At 73.0% G+C, this 24,667-nt stretch carries 19 protein-coding genes and 1 pseudogene; 8 read left to right on the top strand and 12 right to left on the bottom strand.

What is annotated here, in order from left to right; all coding sequences use genetic code 11:
• Positions 1-43 precede the first annotated feature (43 nt).
• A complete protein-coding gene (locus KW83_RS07900; protein WP_036177140.1) occupies positions 44-727 on the top strand; it encodes an NAD-dependent deacylase in 684 nt (227 codons plus the stop codon).
• Positions 728-1,221: 494 nt separating this feature from the next.
• Here KW83_RS07900 and KW83_RS19775 read toward each other — a convergent pair.
• The 3 genes and pseudogenes from KW83_RS19775 to meaB form a co-directional block, all read right to left on the bottom strand.
• A pseudogene (locus KW83_RS19775) lies at positions 1,222-2,024 on the bottom strand (IS5 family transposase).
• A gap of 306 nt (positions 2,025-2,330) precedes the next feature.
• Positions 2,331-2,618 carry a 50S ribosomal protein L28 gene (gene rpmB, locus KW83_RS07885; RefSeq protein WP_036177135.1) on the bottom strand — a complete coding sequence of 96 codons (288 nt, stop codon included), beginning with the start codon at positions 2,616-2,618 and terminating at the stop codon, positions 2,331-2,333.
• A 91-nt stretch (positions 2,619-2,709) separates the two neighbouring features.
• Complete coding sequence (gene meaB / locus KW83_RS07880; protein ID WP_051928357.1) at positions 2,710-3,726, bottom strand: methylmalonyl Co-A mutase-associated GTPase MeaB; 1,017 nt, start codon at positions 3,724-3,726, stop codon at positions 2,710-2,712.
• 166 nt (positions 3,727-3,892) lie between these two features.
• Between meaB and hrpB the strand changes: the two genes are divergently transcribed.
• Entirely contained in the window at positions 3,893-6,280 is a 2,388-nt protein-coding gene (gene hrpB, locus KW83_RS07875) for an ATP-dependent helicase HrpB (RefSeq protein ID WP_036177134.1), read from the top strand.
• 705 nt (positions 6,281-6,985) lie between these two features.
• Here the strand turns inward: hrpB and KW83_RS07870 are convergent.
• The 5 genes from KW83_RS07870 to KW83_RS07850 all read right to left on the bottom strand — a co-directional run bounded on the left by KW83_RS07870 (position 6,986) and on the right by KW83_RS07850 (position 12,390).
• Positions 6,986-7,444, bottom strand: coding sequence for an Hsp20 family protein (locus KW83_RS07870; RefSeq protein WP_036177130.1), 459 nt, complete (start codon positions 7,442-7,444; stop codon positions 6,986-6,988).
• 180 nt (positions 7,445-7,624) lie between these two features.
• A complete protein-coding gene (locus KW83_RS07865) occupies positions 7,625-8,308 on the bottom strand; it encodes a trypsin-like serine peptidase (RefSeq protein ID WP_161785464.1) in 684 nt (227 codons plus the stop codon).
• Positions 8,309-8,357: 49 nt separating this feature from the next.
• Positions 8,358-9,752 carry a glycolate oxidase subunit GlcF gene (gene glcF, locus KW83_RS07860; protein ID WP_036177128.1) on the bottom strand — a complete coding sequence of 465 codons (1,395 nt, stop codon included), beginning with the start codon at positions 9,750-9,752 and terminating at the stop codon, positions 8,358-8,360.
• Between the two features lie 34 nt (positions 9,753-9,786).
• Positions 9,787-10,890 carry an FAD-binding protein gene (locus KW83_RS07855; RefSeq protein WP_081904525.1) on the bottom strand — a complete coding sequence of 368 codons (1,104 nt, stop codon included), beginning with the start codon at positions 10,888-10,890 and terminating at the stop codon, positions 9,787-9,789.
• A gap of 57 nt (positions 10,891-10,947) precedes the next feature.
• Positions 10,948-12,390: an FAD-linked oxidase C-terminal domain-containing protein gene (locus tag KW83_RS07850; protein WP_036177126.1), complete on the bottom strand. Its 1,443-nt coding sequence runs from the start codon at positions 12,388-12,390 to the stop codon at positions 10,948-10,950.
• 79 nt (positions 12,391-12,469) lie between these two features.
• On the opposite strand from KW83_RS07850, the gene KW83_RS07845 reads away from it, so the two are divergent.
• The 3 genes from KW83_RS07845 (at position 12,470) to KW83_RS07835 (ending at position 15,482) form a co-directional block, all read left to right on the top strand.
• On the top strand, positions 12,470-13,270 hold the full coding sequence (locus tag KW83_RS07845; protein WP_081904512.1) for a DUF599 domain-containing protein: 801 nt from the start codon (positions 12,470-12,472) through the stop codon (positions 13,268-13,270).
• Between the two features lie 72 nt (positions 13,271-13,342).
• Positions 13,343-13,699: a hypothetical protein gene (locus KW83_RS07840; RefSeq protein ID WP_036177124.1), complete on the top strand. Its 357-nt coding sequence runs from the start codon at positions 13,343-13,345 to the stop codon at positions 13,697-13,699.
• Between the two features lie 187 nt (positions 13,700-13,886).
• A complete protein-coding gene (locus KW83_RS07835; protein WP_036177123.1) occupies positions 13,887-15,482 on the top strand; it encodes a solute:sodium symporter family transporter in 1,596 nt (531 codons plus the stop codon).
• A gap of 264 nt (positions 15,483-15,746) precedes the next feature.
• On the opposite strand, the gene KW83_RS07830 is transcribed toward KW83_RS07835, so the two are convergent.
• The 4 genes from KW83_RS07830 to KW83_RS07815 all read right to left on the bottom strand — a co-directional run bounded on the left by KW83_RS07830 (position 15,747) and on the right by KW83_RS07815 (position 22,556).
• Entirely contained in the window at positions 15,747-17,801 is a 2,055-nt protein-coding gene (locus KW83_RS07830; protein ID WP_036177121.1) for a DUF7408 domain-containing protein, read from the bottom strand.
• A gap of 101 nt (positions 17,802-17,902) precedes the next feature.
• Positions 17,903-20,683, bottom strand: a complete 2,781-nt coding sequence (locus tag KW83_RS07825) for a DUF4159 domain-containing protein (RefSeq protein ID WP_036177119.1) — start codon at positions 20,681-20,683, stop codon at positions 17,903-17,905.
• Positions 20,683-21,558, bottom strand: a complete 876-nt coding sequence (locus KW83_RS07820) for a DUF58 domain-containing protein (protein WP_036177117.1) — start codon at positions 21,556-21,558, stop codon at positions 20,683-20,685. Before KW83_RS07820 ends, KW83_RS07825 begins: the two co-directional genes overlap by 1 nt.
• Positions 21,555-22,556, bottom strand: a complete 1,002-nt coding sequence (locus KW83_RS07815) for an AAA family ATPase (protein ID WP_036177115.1) — start codon at positions 22,554-22,556, stop codon at positions 21,555-21,557. Before KW83_RS07815 ends, KW83_RS07820 begins: the two co-directional genes overlap by 4 nt.
• An 88-nt stretch (positions 22,557-22,644) precedes the next feature.
• On the opposite strand from KW83_RS07815, the gene KW83_RS07810 reads away from it, so the two are divergent.
• From KW83_RS07810 to KW83_RS07800, 3 genes are all read left to right on the top strand, one after another.
• The gene (locus KW83_RS07810) at positions 22,645-23,208 is read left to right on the top strand and encodes a DUF1285 domain-containing protein (protein ID WP_235191381.1); all 564 of its coding nucleotides are present in this window, start codon (positions 22,645-22,647) and stop codon (positions 23,206-23,208) included.
• Positions 23,209-23,348: 140 nt separating this feature from the next.
• Positions 23,349-23,711 (top strand): VOC family protein, encoded by a 363-nt coding sequence (locus tag KW83_RS07805; protein ID WP_036177112.1) that lies wholly within the window; start codon positions 23,349-23,351, stop codon positions 23,709-23,711.
• 3 nt (positions 23,712-23,714) lie between these two features.
• Positions 23,715-24,410 carry a helix-turn-helix transcriptional regulator gene (locus KW83_RS07800; RefSeq protein WP_036177110.1) on the top strand — a complete coding sequence of 232 codons (696 nt, stop codon included), beginning with the start codon at positions 23,715-23,717 and terminating at the stop codon, positions 24,408-24,410.
• Positions 24,411-24,667 lie beyond the last annotated feature (257 nt).

Here is a 24,667-nt window from a genome sequence, read left to right as displayed (position 1 = left end):
GGATTGTCCGTAGTCAGGGACCGCATCGCGGAGGGAGGGGCCGATGATCTTCGTTCTGACCGGGGCGGGGCTGTCCGCCGAAAGCGGGCTGGGAACGTTCCGCGACGCCGGCGGGATCTGGTCGCGATACGACCTGGAGGATGTCGCGACGCCGCAGGGCTATGCCCGGGACCCGGTCAGGGTTCTGGACTTCTACAACGCGCGGCGGGCCAATGCGGCGGGCGCGCGGCCCAATGCGGCCCACGGGGCGCTGGCGCGGCTGGAGCGCGAGGCGGGCGCGATGCTGGTGACGCAGAACGTGGACGGGCTTCTGGAGGCCGCGGGAGCCGCTGACGTGCTGCACATGCACGGGCGGCTGGACCGCGCGCTTTGCAACAGGTGCCGCCGGTCCTGGGAGGCGCCCGAGGTCATGTGCCCGTTCGACGCCTGCCCCAATTGCGGCGCCCAGGCGGTGCGGCCCGACGTGGTGTGGTTCGGAGAGATGCCCTATGGGCTCGACGAGATCGAGGCGGGGCTGGCGCGGGCGGCGCTGTTCGTGGCGGTGGGCACCAGCGGCACGGTCTATCCGGCGGCGGGGTTCGTGGACGCCGCGCGAGACGCGGGGGTGGCGACGCTGGAGCTGAACCTGGAGCGGACCGGCGGGCGGTTCGACGACGCGCGCTATGGCCCGGCGAGCGAGGTCGTCCCCGCCTGGGTGGACGAGGTGCTGGGCCCGCCGCGGACATGAGGCGGCGGCGTCCGGGGCGCCGGGGCGCGCCGCGGACGGGAGGTGTGCGTTCGGAACGCGTGGAAGCGGTTGGGCGTGACGGAGGCGGCGTTCGGGACGCGGAGGGCGCGCCGCGGGCGGGAGGCGGCGGCGTCCGGGGCACGCGGAGGTGGTGGGGGCGTGACGGAGATCTGCGTTCGGGGCGCGCGGAAGCGATGGGGCGCGACGGAGGCGGCGTTCGGGACGCGGAGGGCGCGCCGCGGACGGGAGGCGGCGGCGTTCGGGACGCGGAGGGCGCGCCGCGGACGGAAGGCGGCGGCGTCCGGGGCATGACGGAGGCGGCGGGGCGTGGCGGAGGTGGCGCGGTGACCTCAGCCGGGCGGGTGACGCCGCTGGGAGGGGCCTCGGACGGTGGCCGGGTGTGCGCGCCTCGATGCGGCCCGTGACGGAGACCGGGCCGCGGCGGAAACGGGCCGGATGGATGCGGCGTGGCCGTGGCCGGTCACGGCGGCGGCCTAGGTCACCGACTCATAGACGCGCAACCAGATGCGTGTTGCGGCGAGTTTGACGAATGCGAGGAAGTTGGCGTCGTGTTTCTCGTATCGGGTCGCTATCGCCCTGTAATGCTTGAGTTTTGAGAAGAACCGCTCGATCCGGTTGCGGCGGCGGTAAGCCTCCTTGTCCAACGGTGGCGGGGCGGTACGGCGTGAGATCGGCCTGAGGACCGCTTTCGCGCCAACCGCTGCGAGTTGATCGCGCAGCGGTTGCTGTCGCAGGCCGGATCCGCCAGCAGGGTCTGGCCCGGCCGTGCCCAACATGTCGTCGGCGGAGCGGCCGTCATGGGCCTGTCCGGCGGTCAGTTTCAGCGTGATCGGCAGCCCGCGCGCATCGGTGACGGCGTGTATCCTGGTCGTCAGACCGCCTCGCGAGCGCCCCATGCAGACGGCTCGAAGGTCAGCCAGACCGGCGGGGCCGGTGGCCGCTTCGCCCCCCGTTTTGCGTTCGCCCCGTGCTGGTGGACGCGGATGGACGAACTGTCCACGGATTGCGCGGAACCTTCGCAAACCTCTGACACCGCTTGGAATATTCGGTCCCAAACACCCAGCCTCGCCCAGCGAACAAACCGGTTGTCGCAGGTCGTATAGGGGCCATAGCGTTCGGGAATGTCGGCCTAGGGCAAACCGGTCTTGAGACGCCAGTAAATGCCGTTCAGCACCCCACGGTCATCGACGCGCGGCACACCACGCGGCTTGTTCGGCAAAAGCGGTTCGATGATCGACCATTCGAATTCGGTCAGTTCGTAGCGACGTAGCACCATGCTGCCCTCCTCTTTTCTCAGAGTGAATCAGCATCCCCAAACGCCGCTAGCGATTTATGAGTGTGGGACCCAGGCGAGGCGGTGAAGTTACCGTCCCGGCGAGGCGGTCACGGCGCCCGCCGGGCGGAGCGGTCCGGGTATCGCCGGTCAGGGCGGAGCGGCAGCCATTCGGGCGGCGGGGCGGACCTGCTGTGGGAGCCACTGCCGGGGGCCGGCCGCCGGTCCGGCGCGGCCGGAGCGGGAGATGCGGGGCCGGTCGGGTTCACGGCCGCCGCGGGCCGCCCGGGGCGCTGCGAACCGCGCCGGTCAGGCGGCGGTCAGCGACTTCTCTATCTCTTTCTTGATCTTCAGGGCGCGGGCCGAAAGCTCGGACTCCCTGGCCTTGGCCATGAACCCGTCGAGACCGCCGCGGTGATCGACCGTGCGCAGGGCCGCCGCGGAGATGCGCAGCTTGACGGTGCGGCCCAGGGTTTCCGACATCAGGGTGACGTCGTTCAGGTTCGGCAGGAAGCGGCGCCGGGTCCGGTTGTTGGCGTGGCTGACATTGTTGCCCGTGATCGGGCCCTTGCCGGTCAGTTCGCAGACGCGCGACATGGCATTGTCCTTTGAATGCGTGCCCGGGCGGCGGGGCCCGTGGACGTGGGATGGTTGAGTTGACGCGCATTAGGGGAAGCGGGCGGGGGCGTCAACCCGTGCCGTGGCCGCCCGCGGCCCGGTCGCGGGCGGAACCCAGGAGCGTGGCGAGCATCTGCTCGGCCGCGGCGCCGGGGGGGGTGCGCCCGTCGGCCACGGCGCGGCCCAGGGCGTCCATGGCGTCGCGGGTGGCGGGGTCGCTGCCGAGGTGGCGCATGACGCCCTGCCGCACGGCATCCTCGAACCAGTGGCGGTTCTGGGCGGCGCGGGTGCGGTCCCAGTGTCCGGTGTCGCGCCGATGGGCGGCGAGGACCTGCATCTCTTTCCAGGCGGTGTCGAGCCCGTCGCCGGAGACGGCCGAGACGGCGAGCGCCTTGGGAAAGCCGTCGGGATCGCCGTCGCGCCGCCGCAGGAGCCGCAGGGCGCCGGCGTAGTCGGCGCGGGTGGCCTGGGCCTGGGCGGTCAGCGCGCCGTCGGCCTTGTTGATCAGGATCAGGTCGGCGGTCTCCATGATGCCGCGCTTGACGCCCTGCAGCTCATCCCCGCCGCCCGGGGCCAGCAGCAGCACGAAGAGGTCGGTCATGCGGGCGACCATGGTCTCGGACTGGCCGACGCCGACGGTCTCGACGATCACCGCGTCGAAGCCCGCGGCCTCGCACAGCGCGATGGCCTCGCGCGAGCGGCGGGCGACGCCGCCCAGTTCCGTCTGGCTGGGCGACGGGCGGATGAAGGCGGCGGGGTCGCGGGCCAGCCGGTCCATGCGGGTCTTGTCGCCCAGGATCGAGCCGCCGGACCGGGTCGAGGACGGGTCCACCGCAAGCACCGCGACGCGGAGCCCCTGCCCCGTGAGCCGCGTGCCGAAGGCGTCGACGAAGGTGGACTTGCCGACGCCGGGCGTGCCGGAAAGGCCGATCCTGAGCGCCTGGCGCGCGGGGTCGGCGACGCGGGCAAGAAGCTTCACCGCCGCGGCGCGGTGGTCGGCGCGCGCGCTTTCCACCAGCGTGATGGCGCGCGACAGCGCGCGGCGGTCGCCGTCGAGAAGGCGGGTGGCGAGGGCGTCGGTGTCCATGGCCGCTTGATGCTGGCGCGGGCGGCTCTTGTCCAGAGCGGGCCGCGCGCGCCGCAAAGGGAAAGGGGGCGCTGCCCCCGCCGCTGCGCGGCCCCCCGGGATATTTGGGGAAAGATGAACGGGCGGGCGGCTGGGCAAGGGGCGTGCGGGATTGTAGGCCGGGGACATGGAGTTGCCCATCGACGCCGTTCTGGGAGAGTTGCGCGCCGCGCTGGCGTCGGCGGGGCGTGCGGTGCTGCAGGCGCCGCCGGGCGCCGGCAAGACCACGCGCGTGCCGCTGGCGCTGCTGGAGCAGATCCCCGGGCGGATCGTGATGCTGGAGCCGCGGCGGCTGGCGGCGCGGGCGGCGGCCGAGCGGATGGCCCGGACCCTGGGCGAGCGGGTGGGCGCGACCGTGGGCTATGCGGTGCGCGGCGACCGGGTGGTGTCGGAGGCGACGCGGATCGAGGTGGTGACGGAAGGGATCCTGACCCGGCGCCTGCAACGCGATCCCGGGCTGGAGGGCGTCGGCTGCGTGATCTTCGACGAGTTCCACGAGCGGTCGCTGAACGCCGACCTGGGGCTGGCGCTGGTCTGGGAGGTGCGCCAGGCGCTGCGCGCGGATCTGGCCGTGGTGGTGATGTCTGCGACGCTGGACGCAGGCCCCGTGGCGGCGCTGCTGGGGGACGCGCCGGTGGTGACGAGTGCCGGCCGGGCGTTCGCCGTGGCGCCGCGCTGGCTGGAGCGGCGGGTGGCCAGGGACATGCGGTTCGACGCGGCGATGGCGGCGCTGATCGGCCGCGCGGTGGCGGAGGACGCCGGCGGCGTGCTGGCGTTCCTGCCCGGCGAGGGAGAGATCCGCCGGGTGATGGCGCGGCTGGACCTGCCGGGGGTGGAGGTGCGGCCGCTCTACGGCGCGCTGCCCTTTGCCGAGCAGCGGGCCGCCATCGCGCCGTCGCCCGGGCGCAAGCTGGTGCTGGCGACGGCCATCGCCGAGACCTCCCTGACCATCGAGGACGTGCGCATCGTGGTGGACGGGGGACGGGCGCGGCGGGCGCGGTTCGATCCCGGCAGCGGCATGACGCGGCTGGTGACCGAGCGGGTCAGCCGCGCCGAGGCGGCGCAGCGGGCGGGCCGGGCGGGCCGGGTGGCGCCGGGGGTGGCCTGGAAGCTCTGGACCCGCGGCGAGGACGGCGCGCTGCCGGCCCATGCGCCGCCCGAGATCGCGGCGGCGGACCTGACCGGGCTGGCGCTGGACCTGGCGCTCTGGGGCGATCCGGAGGGCACCGCCCTGCCCTTTCTCACGCCGCCGCCCGAGGGCGCGCTGGCCGAGGCGCGGGCGCTTCTGGCAGCGCTCGGGGCGCTGGAGGACGGGCGGATCAGCGACCACGGCCGGGCGCTGGCGGCGGTGCCGCTGCATCCGCGGCTGGCCCACATGCTGCATCGCGGGGGGCGCGAGGCCGCCGATCTGGCGGCCTTGCTGTCGGACCGGGACATCCTGAGGGATCGGGGCGTCGATCTGACGCTGCGGCTCCGGGCGCTTGGGTCGCCGGGGGCGTTCGGGGCGGCCATGGGCGCCGTGGGCCGCATCCGGGACGAGGCGCGGCGGCTCAGGCGGTACGGCGGCCCGGACCGGGGGCTGAGCGCGGCGCAGCAGGCCGCGCTGGCCTATCCGGACCGGATCGGGTTGCGCCGGCCGGGGGAGGCGCCGCGCTGGCTCCTGTCGGGGGGCAAGGGCGCCGCCATGGCCGAGGGCGACGCGCTGGCCGGGCAGCGGCTGATCGTGGTGACCGACACCGACGGCCACCCGCGCGAGGCGCGGATCCGTCAGGCCGCGGCGATCGCGGAGGCGGAGCTGCGCGCCGTGCTGGGCGAGCGCATCGGCTGGGTGGAGGTCTGCGCATGGTCGCGGCGCGAGGGGCGCGTGGTGGCCCGCCGCCAGGAGCGGCTGGGCGCCATCGCGCTGGACGACCGGACCTGGCCCGACGCGCCGCCCGACCGGGTGGCGGCGGCGATGCTGGAGGGGGTGCGGCTCCTGGGTCTGCGGCCCTCCGACGCGGCGCGGCGGTTCCTGGCGCGGGTGGCGCTGGCCGGGCTCTTCGACACGGCGGAGGAGGCATTGCTGGAGACGGCAGATGCTTGGCTGCTGCCCTGGCTGACCGGGGTGCGCTCGGCCGAAGACTGGGCGCGGTTCGATCTGCTGCAGCCGCTCCGGGGGCGGCTGTCCCGTGAGGAGGCCCGGGTGCTCGACCGCGAGGCGCCGGAGCATCTGGTGACGCCGCTGGGCCGGCGGGTGCCCATCGACTACGGCGGCGACGCGCCCCAGGTGGCGATCCGGGTGCAGGAGCTGTTCGGGATGACGCGGCATCCGGTGGTGGCCGGGCGGCCCTTGCGGCTGTCGCTGCTGTCGCCGGCGGGGCGTCCGGTGCAGGTGACGCAGGATCTGCCCGGGTTCTGGGCGGGATCCTACGCGGATGTGGCCAAGGACATGCGCGCGCGGTATCCGCGCCATCCCTGGCCGGAGGATCCGGGCCGGGCCGACCCGACCCTGCGGGCGAAGCGGCGCGGGACCTGAGGCGGGAGGCCCATGGGCCCGCGGACAGGGGTCCGTGGGCGGAGGCGGCACCCCATGGCGCCGGGGCAGGATCCTTTCGGACGCGGCGCAGACGACCGGCCGCGCGCCGGGCTGGCGTGGCGCCGCCTTGGGCAGCCGAACGAGCGATGGTCGTGCCCCGGTCCGGCCCCCGTCGCGGTCCGGCCCGGGTTCGGCTTCGCGGTCGGCTCCGGCTCCGGCTCCGGCTCCGAAAGGCGGACGGCACCCATGGCGCCGGGGCAGGATCCTTTCGGACGCGGCGCAGACGACCGGTCGCGCGCCGGGCTGGCGTGGCGCCGCCTTCGGCAGCCGAACGAGCGATGGTCGTGCCCCGGTCCAACCCCCGTCGCGGTTCTACCCGGCTTCTGCTTCGCGGTCGGCTCTGGCTCCGGTTCCGGCCCCGAGAAGCGGTCGCACGGCGGACCCCCGTTCCGATCCCTGCCCCGGCGCAGGACACGACCGCATCCGGGGAGGCGTTCCGGCGTCGTGGAAAAGGCCGCCGGCCGGCGGTGCTGCCGCGACCCTGCCCCGGCGCGACACGACCGCGTCCGGGGAGGCGGTCCGGCGTCGTGAGACAGGCGGGGGAGGAAAGCCGCCGGCCGGAGGGCGCCGCCGCGACCCGGCCCCGGCGCAGGACACGAAAAAGGCCGCGCGGGTGGCGCGGCCTTCGGTGGGGTCGGGTGAAGGTTACTCGGCCGCGATCTGATGATCGACGGTCTGGCCGGAGCCTTCGATGGCGATGCGGCGGGGCTTCAGCGCCTCCGGGACTTCGCGCTTCAGCTCGATCACCAGCATCCCGTTGGCATGGCGCGCCCCGTCCACGCGAACGTGATCGGCCAGGTGAAAGCGCCGCTCGAACGCGCGGGTGGCGATGCCGCGGTGCAGATAGGTCCGCTCGGCGTCGTCATCGGCCTTCCTGGCGGTGACGATCAGCGCGTTCTCGCGCTGCTCCACCGACAGGTCGGCGTCGCTGAAACCGGCCACGGCAATCTCGATCGCCCAGGCGTCGTCGCCGGTCTTCTCGATGTTGTAGGGCGGATAGGTCTGGGCCCCGGAACTGTCGCGCTGGACGCGGTCCAGAAGCTCGGCCATCTGGTCGAAGCCGACCGAGGCGCGGTAGAGCGGGGCGAGGTCGAAGGTTCTCATCGGATTGATCCTTTTCGAAGCGATTACCAATGTGTGCCCTCCCCTGAAACGGGAACGGGCGGTGCGCCGGACCCTGATGCGGCATCCGACGGAACAGATATGTGAAACGCCGCCCGCCCGTTCAAGAGCCGGGATAGGCAAAAAAGTCGTAGTCCGGTCAACGGCTTGGACAGGGCTCGGTCAGAACGCGTCCGGGATCCGGGCCAGAAGCCGCGGCAGGACGCCGTCGAGCTCGGTGGACAGGGTGACGAGGCGGCCGTCGGCGGTGGCCTTGGCCGAGATCACCGCGACGATGCGCGTCACCCCGCCGGCGCGCGACAGGACCGGCGCGCCGGAACTGCCGAACCCGGCCGCGCAGTCGAGCAGCATCGCCCCCTCACGCCGTCCCAGCATGTTGCACGCGCTCTGCAGGGCCGGGCTGTCGGCGCGGTCCTTGGCGTAGGACACGACCGACACGCGGCGGCCCGCGGCCCGGCCCACGGGCAGCGGATCGACCTGGCGCGCGCCGATCGGGCGGCGAAGCTGGATCAGGGCGACGTCGCGGGCGATCTGGGTCAGGGCGAGGGACGGGCGGTAGCCGTCGGGCACGACCACGCGGGACGCGACGCGGCGGGCGTTCGACACGCCCGCCCGCAGGCCCGCGTCGAAGCGCAGGTCGTCCGGGGCGCGCAGGCTGCCGTCGTCCCGGGTCACGCAATGGGCGGCGGTCAGCACCAGCCGGGGCGCGATGAGCGTGGCGGTGCAAAAGCCGCGCCCCGCGATCTGGAGCCGCCCGACGGCGCCATAGGCGCGGTCCGCGGTCCCGGCCGGAGCCGCGGTGCCCGCCTGTCCCGCGACCAGCAGCACCAACGCGAACAGGGCCACGATCCGCGAGAGCGGCCGGACGCCGCGTCCGGACCCCCGGGCGCGGCGGCTACGCACCGGACGCGCCGGCACCGGGGCGGGGCCGCGCCATGGACGGCGGGATCTTGGCCGGGCGCGGGCCGCCGGTGGCCCAGTCCAGAAGCTCGACCGTGTGGACCACGGGAATGTCCGTGCCGCCCGAAAGCTGGACCATGCAGCCTATATTGCCGGCGGCGATCACCTGCGGGCTTTTCGCCGCCAGCGTCCGAAGCTTGCGCGCCTTCAGCTCCGCGGCGATCTTGGGCTGCATCAGGTTGTAGGTGCCGGCGGAGCCGCAGCACAGATGGCTGTCCTTGGGCTCGACCACCTCGAACCCGGCACGCGCCAGAAGCGACTTCGGCGGCGCCTTGACCTGCTGGCCGTGCTGGAGCGAGCACGCGGCGTGGTAGGCAACGCGCAGCCCGTGGCCGGCGTTGCGCGGGGCCACGGCGTCGGTGCCGGCGATGTCCTCGGCGGCTTCGTTGACGGGCGCGATCGGGTCCGTGCCCGGCAGCAGGCGGCCCAGCAGTTCGGAGATGTCCACGGTCAGCGCGCTGATCTCGGCGGCCGCCTCGGCCATGTCGGTGGTGCGCATCATGTGGCCGTAGTCCTTGACCGTCGTGCCGCAGCCGGAGGTGTTGACCACCACCGCGTCCAGCCCGCCGTCGCGCCTGACCGCCTGCCAGGCGCGGATGTTGGCGCCGGCCTGGGCGTGGCTTTCGGCCTCCTTGCCCATGTGGTGGACCAGCGCGCCGCAGCAGCCCATGCCGCGGGCCACCACCACCTCGCACCCCAGACGGGTCAAAAGGCGGACGGTGGCCTCGTTGATGGCCGGGTCGAGTGCGGATTGCGCGCAGCCCGTCAGCAGCGCCACCCGCATCCGGCGGGCGCCGTCCGCCGCGTGGGTCTGGGGCCGGTCCACCGGCGAGCGCGGCGCCACCCGGTCCGGCGCCATGTCGAGCATCGCGGCCAGGCGCGGATCCGGCATCATGCGGCGGAACGGACGGCCCAGCCGCGCCGCGCGCAGGGCCAGCCGGAACCGGGCGGGATAGGGCAGGATCCGCGCCAGCATCCAGCGCAGCGCCCGGTCCCTGGCGGGGCGGCGGTAGGTCCGCTCGATATGGGCGCGGGCGTGGTCCACCAGGTGCATGTAGTGCACGCCCGACGGGCAGGTGGTCATGCAGGCCAGGCAGGACAGGCAGCGGTCGATGTGCTTCACCGTCCTGGCGTCGGCCGGGCGGTCGTTCTCCAGCATGTCCTTGATGAGGTAGATCCGGCCGCGGGGGCTGTCGTTCTCGTCCCCCAGGACCTGGTAGGTCGGGCAGGTCGCGGTGCAGAAGCCGCAGTGGACGCAGGCGCGCAGCACCTCGTTCGAGCGGGCGGTCGCGGGGTCGCGCAACTGTTCGGGGCTAAAGCTGGTCTGCATGGCGGTCAGGCCCTTCGGATGCGGGTGGGGACGCTCATGCCGGCACGCCGGGATGGGCGGAAAAGAGGCCGCGCGGGTCGAACCGGGCGCGCAGCCCGTCGGTCAGCCGGGCGACGGGGGCCGGTTCGGGGTGCAGCGTGCCCAGCGCCCGGTGGGTGTCTGCGCCGGCCCGGACCAGCGTCGCGTGGCCGGCGCCGGCAAGGGCCGCGCGCAGGTCGGTGCCCTCGGGCGCCTCGGCCCAGATCAGCCCGCCGCCCCAGTCCATCCGCCAGCGGCCCGGAAGGGCGGCGACGGTTGCGGGCGCGTCGGACGGCCGCAGCGAGATGCGCCACAGATCGCCCGCCCCGCCCGCGAAATCGCGCGCGTCGCGCAGGTCGGCCCAGGGGCCGGGACCGTGCTCTGCGCGCCAGTCGCCGTGGCGGGACAACGCGCGGGCCAGCGCATCGGCGCGGTAGGAGACCGACGCCTCCGTGCCCTCCAGCCTCAGCAGGGTGCGCGGTCCGGCCGGATCGTGGACGGCGCCCGTGACCTCATAGGGCGTGCACAGCGCCGCGGACATGGCGGCGACGGCCGCGTCGGGCGACAGGCCGTCGGCGGCCAGGGTCGCGGTGGCGGCGATGCCGGGGAGCAGCTTCAGGCTGACCTCGGTGATGACGCCCAGCGCCCCGCGGGAGCCGCAGAGCAGCTTGGCCAGGTCCAGCCCGGTAACGTTCTTCATCACCCGGCCGCCGGATTTCACCGCCGTGCCGGTCCCGTCCACGAAGCGCATCCCGATCACGCTGTCGCGCGCCGCCCCGGCGACCATGCGGCGCGGGCCGCTGGCATTGGTCGCCACGCAGCCGCCCAGGGTCGGCACCCCGTCACGCCCCAGCACGGCGCGCGCGTCCCACGGCTCGAAGGCCAGCCGCTGCCCCTCCGCCTCCAGGGCGGCGTCGATCTCGGCCATCGGCGTGCCCGCCCGCGCCACCAGCGTCAGAGCGCCGGGCTCATAGAGGGTGATCCCGGTCAAACCGGCGACGGACAGCACGGTGCCGTCCCGCGGCGGCGCCCCGCCCCGCGTGCCGCCGCCGCGGATCGCCAGCGGGCCGTCCGCGCCCCTGACCGCCTGGGCGAGCGCGCTCTCCGATACGGGCTCCAGCATCTTCATCTTTCCACAAATATCCCCCGCGGAGCGCAGATTTTCGATTCCGAAAATCTACTCCGCCGCGATCCCCCGGCGTCCCGCGCTGACCGAAAGCGGAAACACCTTGGCCGGGTTGAGCAGCCATCCCGGATCAAACACGTCCTTGACCCGCATCTGCGCCTCCAGATCGGCGGGGTCGAACTGGGTCTCCATCAGGTCGCGTTTTTCCACACCAACGCCGTGCTCTCCGGTCAGACAGCCGCCGACCTTCACGCACAGGGTCAGGATCTCCGCGCCCAGCTCCTCGGCCTTTTCCAGCTCGCCGTCCGCGTTGGCGTCGAACAGGATCAGCGGGTGCATGTTGCCGTCGCCGGCGTGGAACACATTGGCCACCTCAAGCCCGTATCTGCCGGACAGATCGGCGATGCCGCGCAGCATGGCGGGCAGCTCGCTCACCGGGATCGTGCCGTCGAGGCAGATGTAGTCGTTGATCTGCCCCATCGCCCCGAAGGCCGACTTGCGCCCCAGCCAGATCCGCGCGCTTTCCTCGGCGCTCCCGCTCACCCGCAGCTCCACCGGGTCGAGCCGGCGGGCGATCTGGCTGATGATGCCGAGCTGCTCGTCGATCTCGGGGTCGGAGCCTTCGACCTCCACGATCAGCATCGCCTCGCAGTCGGGATAGCCCGCGCCGGAAAACTCGTCCGTGGCGCGGATGCAGGGACGGTCCATGAACTCGATCGCCACCGGCAGGATCCCGGCCTTGATGATGTCGCTGACGCATTGTCCCGCGGTCTCGGAACTGTCGTAGCCGATCAGCACCGGCCGGGCGCCTTCGGGGCGGGGCAGGATCCGCAGCATCGCCTCGGTCACGACGCCCAGCTGGCCCTCGGAACCGCAGATGACCGACAGCAGGTCCAGCCCCGGAGCGTCCATGTGGCCGCCGCCGATCTCGACCACGGTGCCGTCCATCAGCACCAGGGTCACGCCCAGCAGGTTGTTGGTGGTCACCCCGTATTTCAGACAATGCGCGCCGCCGGAGTTCATGGCGATGTTGCCGGCGATGGCGCAGGCCAGCTGCGAGGACGGGTCCGGCGCGTAGAAGAACCCGTCGTCCTCGACGGCGCCGCTGACCGACAGGTTGGTGATTCCGGTCTGGACCCGGATGATGCGGTCGGCCAGGCTGGTTTCCAGCACCTCAGTCATGCGGCTGACGCCCAGGATGATCGAATCCGCCGTGGGAAGCGCGCCGCCGGCCAGCGACGTGCCCGACCCGCGCGGCACGACCGGCACGCCTTCTTCGTGGCAGATCCGCAGACAGGCCGACACCTCCTGGGTGGAACCGGGCAGGACCACGGCCATGGGCGGGCAGCGATAGGCGGTGAGCGCGTCGCATTCGTAGGTCCTGAGCGCCGCCGGATCGGAGATCAGCGCCGGCTCCGGCAGCGCCGCCGCCAGCCGGCGCAGCACCGCAGCGCGGCGCGACAGGATCGCGGTATCGGGCGTGGGCATCTGCATGGAACGGTCCTCCTGCCGCCAAGGCTAGGACCGCGGGCGGGCACTGGCAAGCGGTCGATGGGCGGCATAGGTACGCAGCATGGCCCTGATCGACCACATCCGGCTCTTTTCGGCGGGCGACGCGGCGGCGCTGCTGCTGCTCTTTGGCGGCTGGTGGATCGTTGGCCGCGCGATCGAGCGCGTCGGCGCCGACCGGCCGTCGGTGACGGTTCTGATGATGCGCGAACGGCGCGACTGGATGCGGCAGATGCTGACCCGCCAGCCGCGCATCTTCGACGCGACCATCCTGGGCGGGCTGCGGCAGAGCACGTCGTTCTACGCCTCGACCACGGTGATCGCCATCGGCGGGGTGCTGGCGCTGATCGGCAATGCCGAGACGCTGAGCGGCGTGGCCACCGAGTTCGGAGAAAAGGCGCCGCCGGTGGTCTACCGGATCAAGCTGGCGCTGGTCGCGCTGCTGTTGACCGAGGGATTCCTGAAGTTCGTCTGGGCGAACCGGCTTTTTGGCTATTGCGCGGTGGTGATGGCGGCGGTCCCCAACGACCCCGGACACCCTGAGGCGGTCGCCCGCGCGGGCCGCGCCGCCGAGCTGAACATCCGCGCCGCGTGGAACTTCAACCGCGGGCTCAGGGCGCTCTACGTGGCGCTGGCGGCGGTGGCGTGGCTGGCGGGGTGGGTCGCGCTGATGCTCGCGGCCGCAGCGGTGCTCTGGACGATCTGGGCGCGGGAGTTCCGGTCCCTGCCCCGCGCGATCCTGATCGGCGGGCACCGGCCCGACGGCGGCGCCGAACCCGGCGCCGGGGCGGGGCCTGCGGCGGTCGATGCCGCCCCGGACCGGGATCGCGGCGCGCGCGGCGCGGACGGGGACGGCACCGGCTGACCAGGGCCGACGACGGGGGCTGCGGGCCCGGCCCGCCGCGCTATGCTGCGCGCGACCCGACCGGAGATGCCCATGTCCCGCCTGCCCCTCTGTCTGCTGGCGCTCGTCGCCGCGGGCGCCGCCGGCGCCGACCCCGCCCGTATCGTCGCCGCGACATCCGCGCCCGACGGCGCGGGCCGGCAGGTCTCCGTCACCCTGCGCCACGGCGATATTGGCTGGGAGGACTACGCCGACGCCGGGCGGGTCGAGCTGGAGGACGGCACGGTTCTGGCCACCCGCGAACTGGTCCACCCGCATGTGACCGAACAGCCCTTCACCCGCAGCCTTGGCGGCGTCGCCGTGCCGGCAGACGTGGACAGGGTGCATATCCGTGCCCGCACCCTGACAGGGGGCTGGGGCGACGACCGCCTGGCGCTGCCGCTGGACTGACCGGCGCCGCCCCGCCGCAGCCGCCTGCCCGGCGGCGTGCGCCGCGGACGCGCCCGTTCCGCATCGCCGCCGCGGGTCCCGACCCGGCCGCGCCGGCAGCGCACGGCGCCGTCCCCGCGCCCGTCTGGTTCCGGCGGCGCACAGCCCTAGGTGGTGAACGCAGGCAGGGCCACAGGGGAGGGTTGGCATGGGCGCGTTCAACATCGCCATGTTCGTGGGATTCACGGCCATGGTGGCCATTTTGTCTTGGCTCTGGACGCGCGGCACGGATGCCGGATCGGGTGAGGGCTACTATCTGGGCGGGCGCAGCCTGACGGCGCCGGTGATCGCCGGGTCGCTGCTGCTCACCAACCTGTCCACCGAACAGATCGTCGGCCTGACCGGACAGGCCTACAGCTACGGCATCCTGGTGATGGCCTGGGAGACGCTGGCGGCCATCGCCATGGTGGTCACGGCGCTGGTGCTGCTACCCAAGTACCTCCAGCGCGGGGTCTCGACCATCCCCGCCTTCCTGGAGGGGCGCTACGACGCCCAGACCAGGTCCGCAACGTCGCTGCTGTTCCTGACCGGCTATGCGGTGATCCTGCTGCCCATCGTGCTCTATTCCGGCGCCCTGGCCCTGTCGGAGATGTTCGGCGTCGCCGGCGTTCTGGGGGTGAACGACACCGCCGCGCTGTGGATCACGGTCTGGGCGATCGGCCTGGTCGGATCTGTCTACGCGATCTTCGGCGGGCTCAAGGCGGTCGCGGTGTCGGACACGATCAACGCGGTGGGGCTGTTCCTGGGCGGTTTGCTGGTGCCGGTCTTCGGCCTCATGGCCATCGGCGGGGGCAGCTTGACCCGGGGGCTGTCGGTGCTCTGGGCCGAGAACCCCGACAAGTTCGAGATCATCGGCGGCCCCGACGATCCGGTGCCCTTCGCCACGATCTTCACCGGCATGATGCTGGTGCAGCTGTTCTACTGGGGCACCAACCAGGCGATCATCCAGCGCGCCCTGGCGGCAAGGGACCTCAGGGAGGGCCAGAAGGGGCTGCTCTATGCCGGGGTGCTCAAGGTGCTGGGGCCGATCATCGTGGTGCTGCCGGGGCTGATCGCCTGGCAGATGTTTCCCGGTGAGCTCGAAACCGGCGACAAGGCCTACGGGATGCTGGTGTCCGAGGTGCTGCCCTTTCCGCTGCGCGGTCTCTTCGCCGCGGTGCTCTTCGGGGCGATCCTGTCGTCCTTCAACTCCGCGCTCAACTCCAGCGTGACGCTCTTCGGCAGCGACCTCTACAAGCAGTACCTCAAGCCCTCCGCCGGCGACCGGGAGACGATCCGCGCCGGCAAGGTCTTCGGCGGGCTGCTGGCGCTGGCGGCCATGACCATCGCGCCCTTCATCGCCAACGCGCCGCAAGGGCTGTTCGGCTATCTGCAGGAAGTCAACGGCGCCTATTCGATCCCGATCCTGACGATCATCCTGGTGGGCATCTTCACCAAGCGCGTGCCGCCCGTGGCGGCCAAGATCGGGCTTGCCTCAGGCGTCGGGCTCTACATCCTCAGCCAGTTCGTGCTGAAGCCCTTCGTCGTCGGCGCAGAGAACTACCCCCACTACCTGCACGTCATGGCGCTGCTCTTCGTGTTCAACGTGGCGGTGATGCTGGCGATCGGGCGGCTCTATCCCCGCGCGACGGATTACGTGGCCGAGGATTCCGGCGACGTTGACCTGAACACCTGGAGGCTGGCCAAGCCAGTGGGCGCGATCATCGTCGCGGTCGTGGCCTCGACCTACGTGATCTTCGCCTGACCCGGCGGGCGGCCGGCCCGTCCAGTGGGCCGTCATGTCCCGCATGGCCCCCGCCGCCGCACCGCCGGGTGGCCGGCAGCGGCCCCCGGCACGGGATCGGTGCCCGCGCCGGGCCGGACCGCCGCGCCGCGCGCCGTCCGCACGCCGACTGGACGGATCGGCGGAGCGTATCTGGGACCCACGATGCCGGCCGACGGTCCGGGGCGCCGCGCGGCGAAACCGGCCCGGCCGGGTCGGTTCCGGGGCGCGCGGCCTCCGGTTCGCTCAGCGGCGCCCCTCGCGCAGCCAGGCGGCCACGGCCAGCCCGGCGCCCAGCAGCAGCCACAGCCAGGCCGGCAGCAGCGGCACCGCGGTCACGTCGGCGGTCAGGTAGGCGCCGCGCGGCGTGATCCCCAGCCAGCCGCGCCCCGCGGCGGGACGCCCCTCGCGCACCTGACGGATGTCCGGCACGCCGTCCTCGATGGCGCGGATGCCGCCGCCGGTGCCCTCGATCAGCGGCTCCAGGGCGTCGCCGCTGGCCACGGTCTCTTCGAACTCGCGCGGGCTCTGGGGCCCGAGCGCGATCACCGCGCTCTCCTCTCCCTGGGTCAGGCGATAGAGCCCGATCTGCGGCCCCGAATAGCGGGCCTCGAACCGGCCGGGGGACACCTCCTGCAACTCCAGGGTGACGCTCTCGCCATCCGGCCCCTCCACCGTCACCGGCGGCACCTCCGCCTTCAGGGTGCGCCGGGTGACGGTCATCCGCTGGCCCTCGGCGGTGGCGGTCAGCGCCTCCTCCTCCAGCTCCGGCTCCTTCATGGTCCAGTGCGCCAGCCGCCGCAGCAGGTCGAGCTGCGGCCCGCCGCCCTCGAAGCCGCGCGACCATAGCCAGGCCTGATCGGACCCCAGAAGCGCCACGCGTCCCTCCCCGACGCGGTCCAGCACCAGCAGCGGGCTGCCCTCCACGCCGGTCATCACCACCTCGCCGGACCGCGGCTCCAGCTCGATCTGGCGCAGCCAGCGGCCCCAGTCGGGCGCGTCGCCGCCGCCGTCCAGCCCCTCGGTCACGGGATGGCGGCGGCCGGTGTCGGTCAGTTCCGGCAGAAACGCCTGTTCCAGGACGCGGCTGGTCGGCGCGGCGGGCAGGATGTCGCCCAGGGGCGAGCGGTAGAGCGACGCGGCGGTGGCGAAATCCGGTCCGGCGGCGACCAGCACCGCGCCGCCGTCCTCCACGTACCGGCGCACATTGTCGAGATAGAGCGCCGGCAGGATCCCGCGACGCTGGTACCGGTCGAAGATGATCAGGTCGAACTCGTCGATCTTCTCCAGGAACAGCTCACGGGTCGGAAAGGCGATCAGCGACAGTTCCGACACCGGCACGCCGTCCTGCTTCTCGGGCGGGCGCAGGATGGTGAAATGCACCAGATCCACGCTGCCGTCGGCCTTCAGCAGGTTGCGCCAGGTCCGCTCGCCGGCATAGGGCTCGCCCGACACCAGCAGCACCCGCAGCCGGTCGCGCACGCCGTTGACCTGGACCACGGCGGCGTTGTTGCGGTCGGTCAGCTCGCCTTCGGCCCCGGGCACGCGGAACTGGATGACGTTGCGGCCCGCGTGGCTCAGGCGGACGGGCAGCTCCAGCTCCTCTCCGGTGGGCACGTCGAAGCTCTGCGGCTCGGCCCCGTCCACGGAGATCTCCAGCGACACGCGCCCCGTCTCGCTGTCCGGCACCGCGCCCTGATCGTCGATCCTGAGGCGCAGCGCCACCTCCTCGCCCAGAATGGCAAAGGCCGGCGCGGTGGTGATCTCCAGGCGGCGGTCCCAGTCGGTGTCGCGCCCCGTGCGCAGCAGGTGCAGCGGCGCCGGCAGGTCCGGCGCGCGCGCGATGTCGTGGAGCCGCCCGTCAGAGATCAGCACCGCCCCGGCGATCCGGTCGCGCGGCTCCCCGGCCATGGCCTCGGCGAGCGCGGTCATCAGCAGCGTGCCCTCGTCGCCCGCCCCGTCGTCCAGTCGGACCACCCGCAGCTCGGTGTCCGGCAGGGCGGCGATCTCCGCGCGCAGTTTCGCCAGGGCGGCCTCGCTCTGCGCCGCCCGGTCCGACAGGCGCTGCGACGCGCTGTCGTCCACGACGGCGATGACGATGTCCGACAGCGCCGCGCGGTCCTCGCTCTGCAGCGACGGACCGGACAGGGCGGCCAGCAGCGCCAGCGCGGCCAGCGCGCGCAGCCACCAGCCCGCCAGCCCGCGCCAGAGCGCCAGCCCGACGACCGCCGCCGCCACCGCCGCCAGCACCGCCAGCACGGTCCAGCCCACGGCCGGGTCGAAGATCACGCTCTGGGTCAAACGGCTCTGTCCTTCATCTTCGCGCCTTCATCTTTCCACAAGTATCCTGCGGGGGGCTGCCGCAGGCAGCGGGGGCGCAAAGCCCCCTCCCGCCGCACCGCTCAGTTGCCCAGCCGGTCGAGCAGGGCCGGCACATGCACCTGGTCCGACTTGTAGTTCCCGGTCAGCACATGCATCACCAGGTTCACCCCGAAGCGATAGGCGATCTCGCGCTGCCTCTCGCCGGCATAGCCCCGGCCGACGGGCAACAGCGCCCGCCCCGTCTCGTCCACTGCCCAGGCGGAGGCCCAGTCGTTGCCGCCGATCACCACCGGGGTCACGTTGTCGTTGAGGTCGCGAAACGGCATCCCCTCGACCTGCACGGCATCGGGGGGCGCGGCCTCGACCCAGATCGGGCCGGTCGGGAACCGGCCGGGGAATTCCTGCAGCAGGTAGAACGTCCGGGTCAGCACGTGGTCGCCCGGGATCGGCTCCAGCGGCGGGATGTCCAGCGGGCGGGCCAGGTCCTGCAGCTTGCGCCCGGCCGGCGTGGTCCCGCCGGAGGCCGACAGATCGGCGTCGCGGGTGTCGAAGAGGATCATGCCGCCGGTTCTGAGATAGGCGTTGAGCCGCGCATAGGCCGCGTCCGACGGCATCGGCTGGTCGACGGTGACCGGCCAGTAGAGCAGCGGGAAGAACGCCAGCTCGTCGGTCTCGAGATCCACGCCGATCGGCTCCGCCGGCTCGACCGACGTGCGCCGCGCCAACGTGCGCCCCAGCCCCAGCAGACCGGCCCTGGCCACGCGGTCCACGTCGGCGTCGCCGGTGACCACATGGGCCAGGGTGACCTCTGCCGTGGCCTCGACGGCGAAGGATTCGTCGGTGGCGACGGCACCGGGTGCCGTCTGCTGGGCCAGGGCCGGGTCGGCGCCCGGCCACGCCAGGGCCAGCGCCAGGACCGCCGCCGCCGCGCGCGGGCCGGTCAGCCGTCCGGCCAGCCACAGCGCCGCCAGCACGTCGAGCGCCAGCAGCAGCACCGCCAGCGACAGCAGCGGCCCGCCCAGCGGCGTCTCGCGCGTGGTCGCAAGCCCCTCGACCGCGATCCGCGCGGGCCAGCCGGTCCGCGCCAGACGCGTGTCGGGACCGATGACGTTGAGCGCGATGCGGCGGTCCTCGCCGGCGTAGAGGCCGGGCGGCATGTCCGGGCCGGGCGCCTCGCCGGCCAGACGCGCGCCCGGCACGCCGGGCAGGGTTCCGGCGTCCTCGACCCGGCCGAAGGCGGTCAGGCGGCTGTCGGCCACCCAGGTGGTGCCGTCCAGTTCGCCGGCTTCCGGACGCGCCGGGCGGGTGGACACGGCCAGCCGTTCGAGCATCGACACGAACAGGCCCGACAGCGGCAACGACGACCATTCCGCATTGGCCGTGACGTGGAACAGCACCACCTGCCCGTCGCCCAGCCGGGCGCGGGTCACCAGCGGCGTGCCGTCGGCGAGCGAGGCGATGGTGCGCTCTGACAGGGCGGGACCCGGCTGGGCCAGCACCTGGGCGTTGACGGTGACGTCATCGGGCACCGGCAGCCCGGCGAAGGGAGAGGCTTCGGGAAAGGCGCTGAGCCTCTTCGGCTCGCCCCAGCTCATCGCGCCCCCGACCGAGCGGCCCCCGGCCCGCAGGTCCACCGGCATCAGCGGATCGGCGTCGCCGCGCGTGCTGTCGGACGCCGCCAGCCGCGGCCCGGCGAAGCGCACCAGAAGGCCGCCGTCCCGGACCCAGTCGGCCAGCGCGTCGGCCTGCGCGCCTGGCAGGGTCGCCACATCCGCCAGCACGATGGCGTCCGGGTTGGCCAGCAGCACATCGTCGAGCGATCCGCCCAGCAGGTCCGCGACCGGCGCAAGCGCCCGCTCGAGGTAGTGGGTGGGCGACAGAAGCTGCAGCCCCTCGCGGTCGTCGCGCCCGGCGATCAGCGCCACCTCGCGCCGCTTCAGCGCGTCGTCGGTCAGGCTGACGGCGGCGGCGGACCGGCTGCCGGCGATCTCGAACCGGGTGATGCGGTTGCGCAGTTCCGGCGGCAGGGACAGGGCGGTTTCGGCCTCTGTCGCGCCGTCCTCGAAGGTCAGGTCGGTGGTGGCCAGTTCGCGTTCGACGCCGTTCGGATCCAGCCCGTGCGCGGCGATCCGCAGCCCCGCCGCGCCCGCACCCTTCGCCCGCGTGGCGGACAGCGCGATGGCCCCGTCCTCGAAGGCGGCGGGGCGCAGCCCGTAGATCGGGCGCGGGCTTTCGAACACGCGCACGGCGCCGCGATCCTCCAGCGCCGCGAGAACCGGCGCGCGCCAGTCGTAGTCGAGCCCGTCCGACAGCCAGATCGTGTCGAACCGCCCGGACAGCCCCCCGGCCCAGGCCGCGGCATCCCGGGGCGCCCAGGGCGACGGCGTCAGCCCGGCCAGTTGCGCGGACCAGCTCTGGGCGGCGCGGAACGGCAGGTCGCCCTCCGGTCGCGCGGTCAGCAGCACCACGGCGGCGGGGCGGCCGTCGCGCTCGGCCTCGTCCAGCGCCTGGCGGGCCCGGTCGAGCCGGCGCGGCCAGTCGCGCGCATCGGCCCAGGTGCCGTCCATGAGCACCAGCAGCGGACCGGAGCCCGGTTCGCGCGTGTCGGGGTTCAGCACCGGGCCGGCGAAGCCCAGGATCAGCAGCGCCACGGCGACGGACCGCAGCACCAGCAGCCACCAGGGCGTCCGGTCGGACTGCTGCTCGTCATCGGCCAGACCCAGCAGCAGCGCCACGCCCGGAAACCGCCGCCGGATCGGCGCGGGCGGCACGGCGCGCAGCAGGATCCACAGGACCGGCAGCGCCACCAGCCCGGCCAGCAGCCACGGAGCGGTGAAGCCCAGGGGCCCGAGCACCAGCATCACACCACCCTTTCGAGCGCGGCATGGGCCCAGAGCAGCGCGGTCGAGGCCGGATGGTCGGTGTGGTGGGTGCTGTATTGCCAGCCGGTGGCGCGGGCGAGATCGGCCAGCTCTGCCTTGCGGGCGGCGAGCCGGTCCAGGTAGCGGCCGCGCAGATCGCGGGCCTTGAGGGTCTCATGCCGGATGCCGCCGCCCATGCTTTCGAAGATCGTGCGCCCGTCGAAGGGAAACGCCTCTTCCTGCGGGTCGAGCACCTGGATCAGCACGCCCGACACGCCCCGGTCGGCGGCCGAGGTCAGCGCGTCGCGGGCCGGGCCGATGTCGCCCAGAAAGTCCGACAGGAACACGGCGCGCGACCGCGACGGCATGGCCCGCGCCTCCGGCGCGCCGTATTCGCCCCGGTCGCGCGCCGTCTCCAGCGCCTGTGCCAGCCGCAGCAACTGCACCTCTCCCCCGCGCGGCGGCAGCGTCCGGCCCGACAGGCCCACCCTTTCGCCGGCGCGGACCAGAAGGATCGCAAGGGCCAGCGCCAGTTCCACCGCGCGGTCCCGCTTGGGCGGCAGCCGCGCGTCGGACGCGAACCCCATGGCCGCTGAGGCATCCACCCAGAGCGACACCGACTGCGCCGCCTGCCACTCCTTCTGGCGCACGAAATGCGCGTCCGACCGGCCCGAGCGGCGCCAGTCGATGGCGCGCGATTCGTCGCCCGCCACCAGCGGGCGGTACTGCCAGAATTCGTCCCCCTGCCCGGCCCTGCGGCGTCCGTGCGCGCCCAGGATCACCGACGCCGCCAGATGCCGCGCGCCCGCCAGCAGCGGCGGCAGGGGCGCTGCGAGCGCTTCGGCGCGGGATCTCAGGGCGACGGGATCGCTCACGCCGCGGACCGGGTGCGCGTCAGGCCCTGGATCGTGTCGGCGATGAGGTGCGACAGGTCCTCTCCGCGGGCGCGGGCGGCGAAGGTCAGGGCCATGCGGTGGATCAGGACCGGCGCGGCCATCTCGGCCACGTCCTCCACGTTGGGCGCAAGGCGGCCGTCCAGCAGCGCCCGCGCCCGCACGGTGAGCATCAGCGCCTGCGCCGCACGCGGGCCCGGCCCCCAGCCGACATGTTCGGAAATCGCCGCCGATGCGGTGGGATCCTCCGGGCGGCAGGCGCGCACCAGATCCAGGATCGCCTCGGTCACCCCGTCGCCCACGGGCATCCGGCGCAGCAGCAGTTGCGCCGCGATCAGTTCATGGTCGGTGAGGACGGCATGGGCGGCCTCCTCCTCGGCGCCGGTGGTGGCCAGCAGGATGTCGCGCTCGGTCTCGCGGTCCGGGTAGGGCACGTCGATCTGCACCAGGAACCGGTCGAGCTGCGCCTCGGGCAGCGGATAGGTCCCCTCCTGCTCGATCGGGTTCTGGGTGGCCAGCACGTGGAACGGCGCGGCCAGCGCGTGGGGCTGACCCGCCACGGTCACGGATTTCTCCTGCATCGCCTGCAGCAGCGCGGACTGGGTGCGGGGGCTGGCGCGGTTGATCTCATCGGCCATGAGGAGCTGGCAGAACACCGGCCCTTCGATGAACTTGAACGCGCGCGAGCCGTCGGCGCCGGTCTCCAGCACCTCCGACCCCAGGATGTCGGCGGGCATCAGGTCCGGGGTGAACTGCACGCGCTTGCCGTCCAGCCCCATGACCGTGGACAGGGTCTCTACCAGACGGGTCTTGCCCAGCCCCGGCAGGCCGATCAGCAGCCCGTGGCCGCCGCAGAGCAGCGTGGAGAGCACCAGATCGACCACGCGGGTCTGGCCGATGAAGCGCCGGGTGATCGAGTCCCGCGCCTGCGCCAGCTTGCCGCCGAGGGCGTCGATCTCGTCGAGAATGGGGTCCGACATGACATTGCTCCGTTGGCGTCTAGGTAATGGCCGGCATCGTGCAGAGGTATCGCACCCTGCGCAAATGACAAAACAGGGGGTGGGACAAATGGCTGTGATGCCGGACGCCAAGGCGCTGGAAGAGGTGACCCGCGCCGCCGCGAAGGGCGGATTGCCGCCCATCGACAAGTGGAACCCCGAGTTCTGCGGCGACATGGACATGCGGATCCGGCGCGACGGCACGTGGTTCTACGAGGGCACGCCCATCGGGCGGCACAAGCTGGTGCGGCTGTTCTCCACCGTGCTGAAAAAGGAGGGCGACGCCTATTTCCTGGTCACACCGGTCGAGAAACTGGGCATCGTGGTCGAGGACGTGCCGTTCATCGCCGTGGACGTGGAGGCCGCGGACGGCGCGCTGACCTTTACCACCAACGTCGGCGACACGGTGACCGCCGACCCGGAGCACCCGATCCGGGTGGTGCGCGACGCCGACGGCGCGCCGGCGCCCTATGTGACGGTGCGCCGCAACCTCGAGGCGCGGATCGACCGCAAGAGTTTCTACCGGCTGGTCGATCTGGGAGAGGTGCGCGACCAGGACGGCACCGACTGGTTCGGCGTGGTGTCGCGCGACACGTTCTTTGCGATCATCCCGGCCGCGGAATTGCCCGACTGATCCCTGGCCGACCGGCGTCACGGACGGCTCCGGCCGCCGCTGGCTTGCCGTTGCGGCACCGCGCTGACAGTCTGCTGACAGGATGCTGTCAGCAGGGGGGCGCTAGACCCGGTCCCGTGCAACCCGCAAAGGAGAACGCGATGACCACGAGCAACACCTGTGTCTGGTTCGAGATCCCGGTGACGGATCTGGAGCGTGCGCGGACGTTCTACAGCGCCCTGATGGGCCGCGATCTGGAGACCCGAAACGGCGGACCGAACCCGATCGTCGCGCTGACCGGGATGGACGACGATGGCGTGAGCGGGCACCTCTACCCCGGCACGCCCGCCGCCGCCGGCAGCGGCCCGACGATCCACCTGGCCGCCCCGGACGGTCTGGACACGGCCGCCGCGCGCATCCGCGAGAACGGCGGCACGGTCGTGTCCGACCCGATCGAGATCCCGGCGGGCACGTTCTTCTACGCCACCGACCCGGACGGCAATTCCATCGGCCTGTTCGCCTGAGCGATGCGCCGGGCCGACCGTCTCTACCGCCTGGTCGAGCTTCTGCGCGGCGGCCGGCTGACGACGGCCCGGCGCTTGTCCGAACGCCTGGAGGTCAGCGAGCGGACGATCTACCGCGACATCGCCGACCTGATGGCCTCCGGCGTACCGATCGAGGGCGAGGCCGGCGTGGGCTATGTGATGCGCCCCGGTTTCGATCTGCCGCCGCTGATGTTCACCCGCCCCGAGGTCTCGGCCCTGGTGACCGGCGCGCGGCTGGTCCAGGCCTGGGGCGGGCGCGCGATGGCGGGGGCGGCGGCGGACGCGCTGGCCAAGATCGCGGCCGTGATGCCACCGGACCTTGCCCGCGCCGCCGACCGGGTGCCGATCCACGCGTTCGAGACGCCTGATTTGGACGCGGCGACCCGCGCCAGGCTGGACCTGCTGGACGACGCCATCGACCGGCGGACGCGGCTGGCGATGGACTACCGCGACGAGGCGGGGACGCCGACACTGCGCCATGTGCGGCCGCTGTCGCTGGTGTTCTGGGGCAAGGTCTGGACGTTGATCGCCTGGTGCGAACTCAGAGACGATTTCCGCATGTTCCGCGTCGACCGGATGCGGAGGCTGACCGCCGCGGGCACGTTCGCGGACGCGCCCGGCCGCACGCTCGACGTTTTTTACGCCTGCGACGGGCACGGACCTCCGGCTGGGTCGTGACCCCGTGGACGGATTCCACTTCTGCGTTGTCGTGGCGCGCTGACGGGCGGACACGAACTGAGCGAAACCGAGTGGGCGGTCATCGCGCCGCGTCTCTCAGGCAAGCCAGGAGGCTTGGCGGGGTGATGACCGGCTGACGATCCCGGCCATCCGATACCGCGCGGTCAGCGCGCCGCCGGTGGAAAAAGGGGCGCTCGGAACACGCGGTCGGCCGGACGGGGGGAGGTCTGGCGACCAGGATCCCCACCGTGACGGAC

Origin of the sequence: Palleronia rufa, assembly GCF_000743715.1 — a bacterium.
GTDB classification, from domain to species: Bacteria; Pseudomonadota; Alphaproteobacteria; order Rhodobacterales; family Rhodobacteraceae; genus Palleronia; species Palleronia rufa.
This window is presented reverse-complemented; position numbering and strand designations above follow the sequence as displayed.

Bases quoted from the DNA above. Each gene is read 5' to 3' on its own strand.
- KW83_RS07815 (WP_036177115.1), bottom strand. From the start codon at position 22,556: ATGTCGGACCCCATTCTCGACGAGATCGACGCCCTCGGCGGCAAGCTG.
- rpmB (WP_036177135.1), bottom strand. From the start codon at position 2,618: ATGTCGCGCGTCTGCGAACTGACCGGCAAGGGCCCGATCACGGGCAAC.
- KW83_RS07810 (WP_235191381.1), top strand. From the start codon at position 22,645: ATGGCTGTGATGCCGGACGCCAAGGCGCTGGAAGAGGTGACCCGCGCC.
- KW83_RS07840 (WP_036177124.1), top strand. From the start codon at position 13,343: ATGTCCCGCCTGCCCCTCTGTCTGCTGGCGCTCGTCGCCGCGGGCGCC.
- KW83_RS07800 (WP_036177110.1), top strand. From the start codon at position 23,715: ATGCGCCGGGCCGACCGTCTCTACCGCCTGGTCGAGCTTCTGCGCGGC.
- KW83_RS07900 (WP_036177140.1), top strand. From the start codon at position 44: ATGATCTTCGTTCTGACCGGGGCGGGGCTGTCCGCCGAAAGCGGGCTG.
- KW83_RS07805 (WP_036177112.1), top strand. From the start codon at position 23,349: ATGACCACGAGCAACACCTGTGTCTGGTTCGAGATCCCGGTGACGGAT.
- KW83_RS07825 (WP_036177119.1), bottom strand. From the start codon at position 20,683: ATGCTGGTGCTCGGGCCCCTGGGCTTCACCGCTCCGTGGCTGCTGGCC.
- KW83_RS07835 (WP_036177123.1), top strand. From the start codon at position 13,887: ATGGGCGCGTTCAACATCGCCATGTTCGTGGGATTCACGGCCATGGTG.
- glcF (WP_036177128.1), bottom strand. From the start codon at position 9,752: ATGCAGACCAGCTTTAGCCCCGAACAGTTGCGCGACCCCGCGACCGCC.
- KW83_RS07845 (WP_081904512.1), top strand. From the start codon at position 12,470: ATGGCCCTGATCGACCACATCCGGCTCTTTTCGGCGGGCGACGCGGCG.
- meaB (WP_051928357.1), bottom strand. From the start codon at position 3,726: ATGGACACCGACGCCCTCGCCACCCGCCTTCTCGACGGCGACCGCCGC.
- KW83_RS07850 (WP_036177126.1), bottom strand. From the start codon at position 12,390: ATGCAGATGCCCACGCCCGATACCGCGATCCTGTCGCGCCGCGCTGCG.
- hrpB (WP_036177134.1), top strand. From the start codon at position 3,893: ATGGAGTTGCCCATCGACGCCGTTCTGGGAGAGTTGCGCGCCGCGCTG.
- KW83_RS07870 (WP_036177130.1), bottom strand. From the start codon at position 7,444: ATGAGAACCTTCGACCTCGCCCCGCTCTACCGCGCCTCGGTCGGCTTC.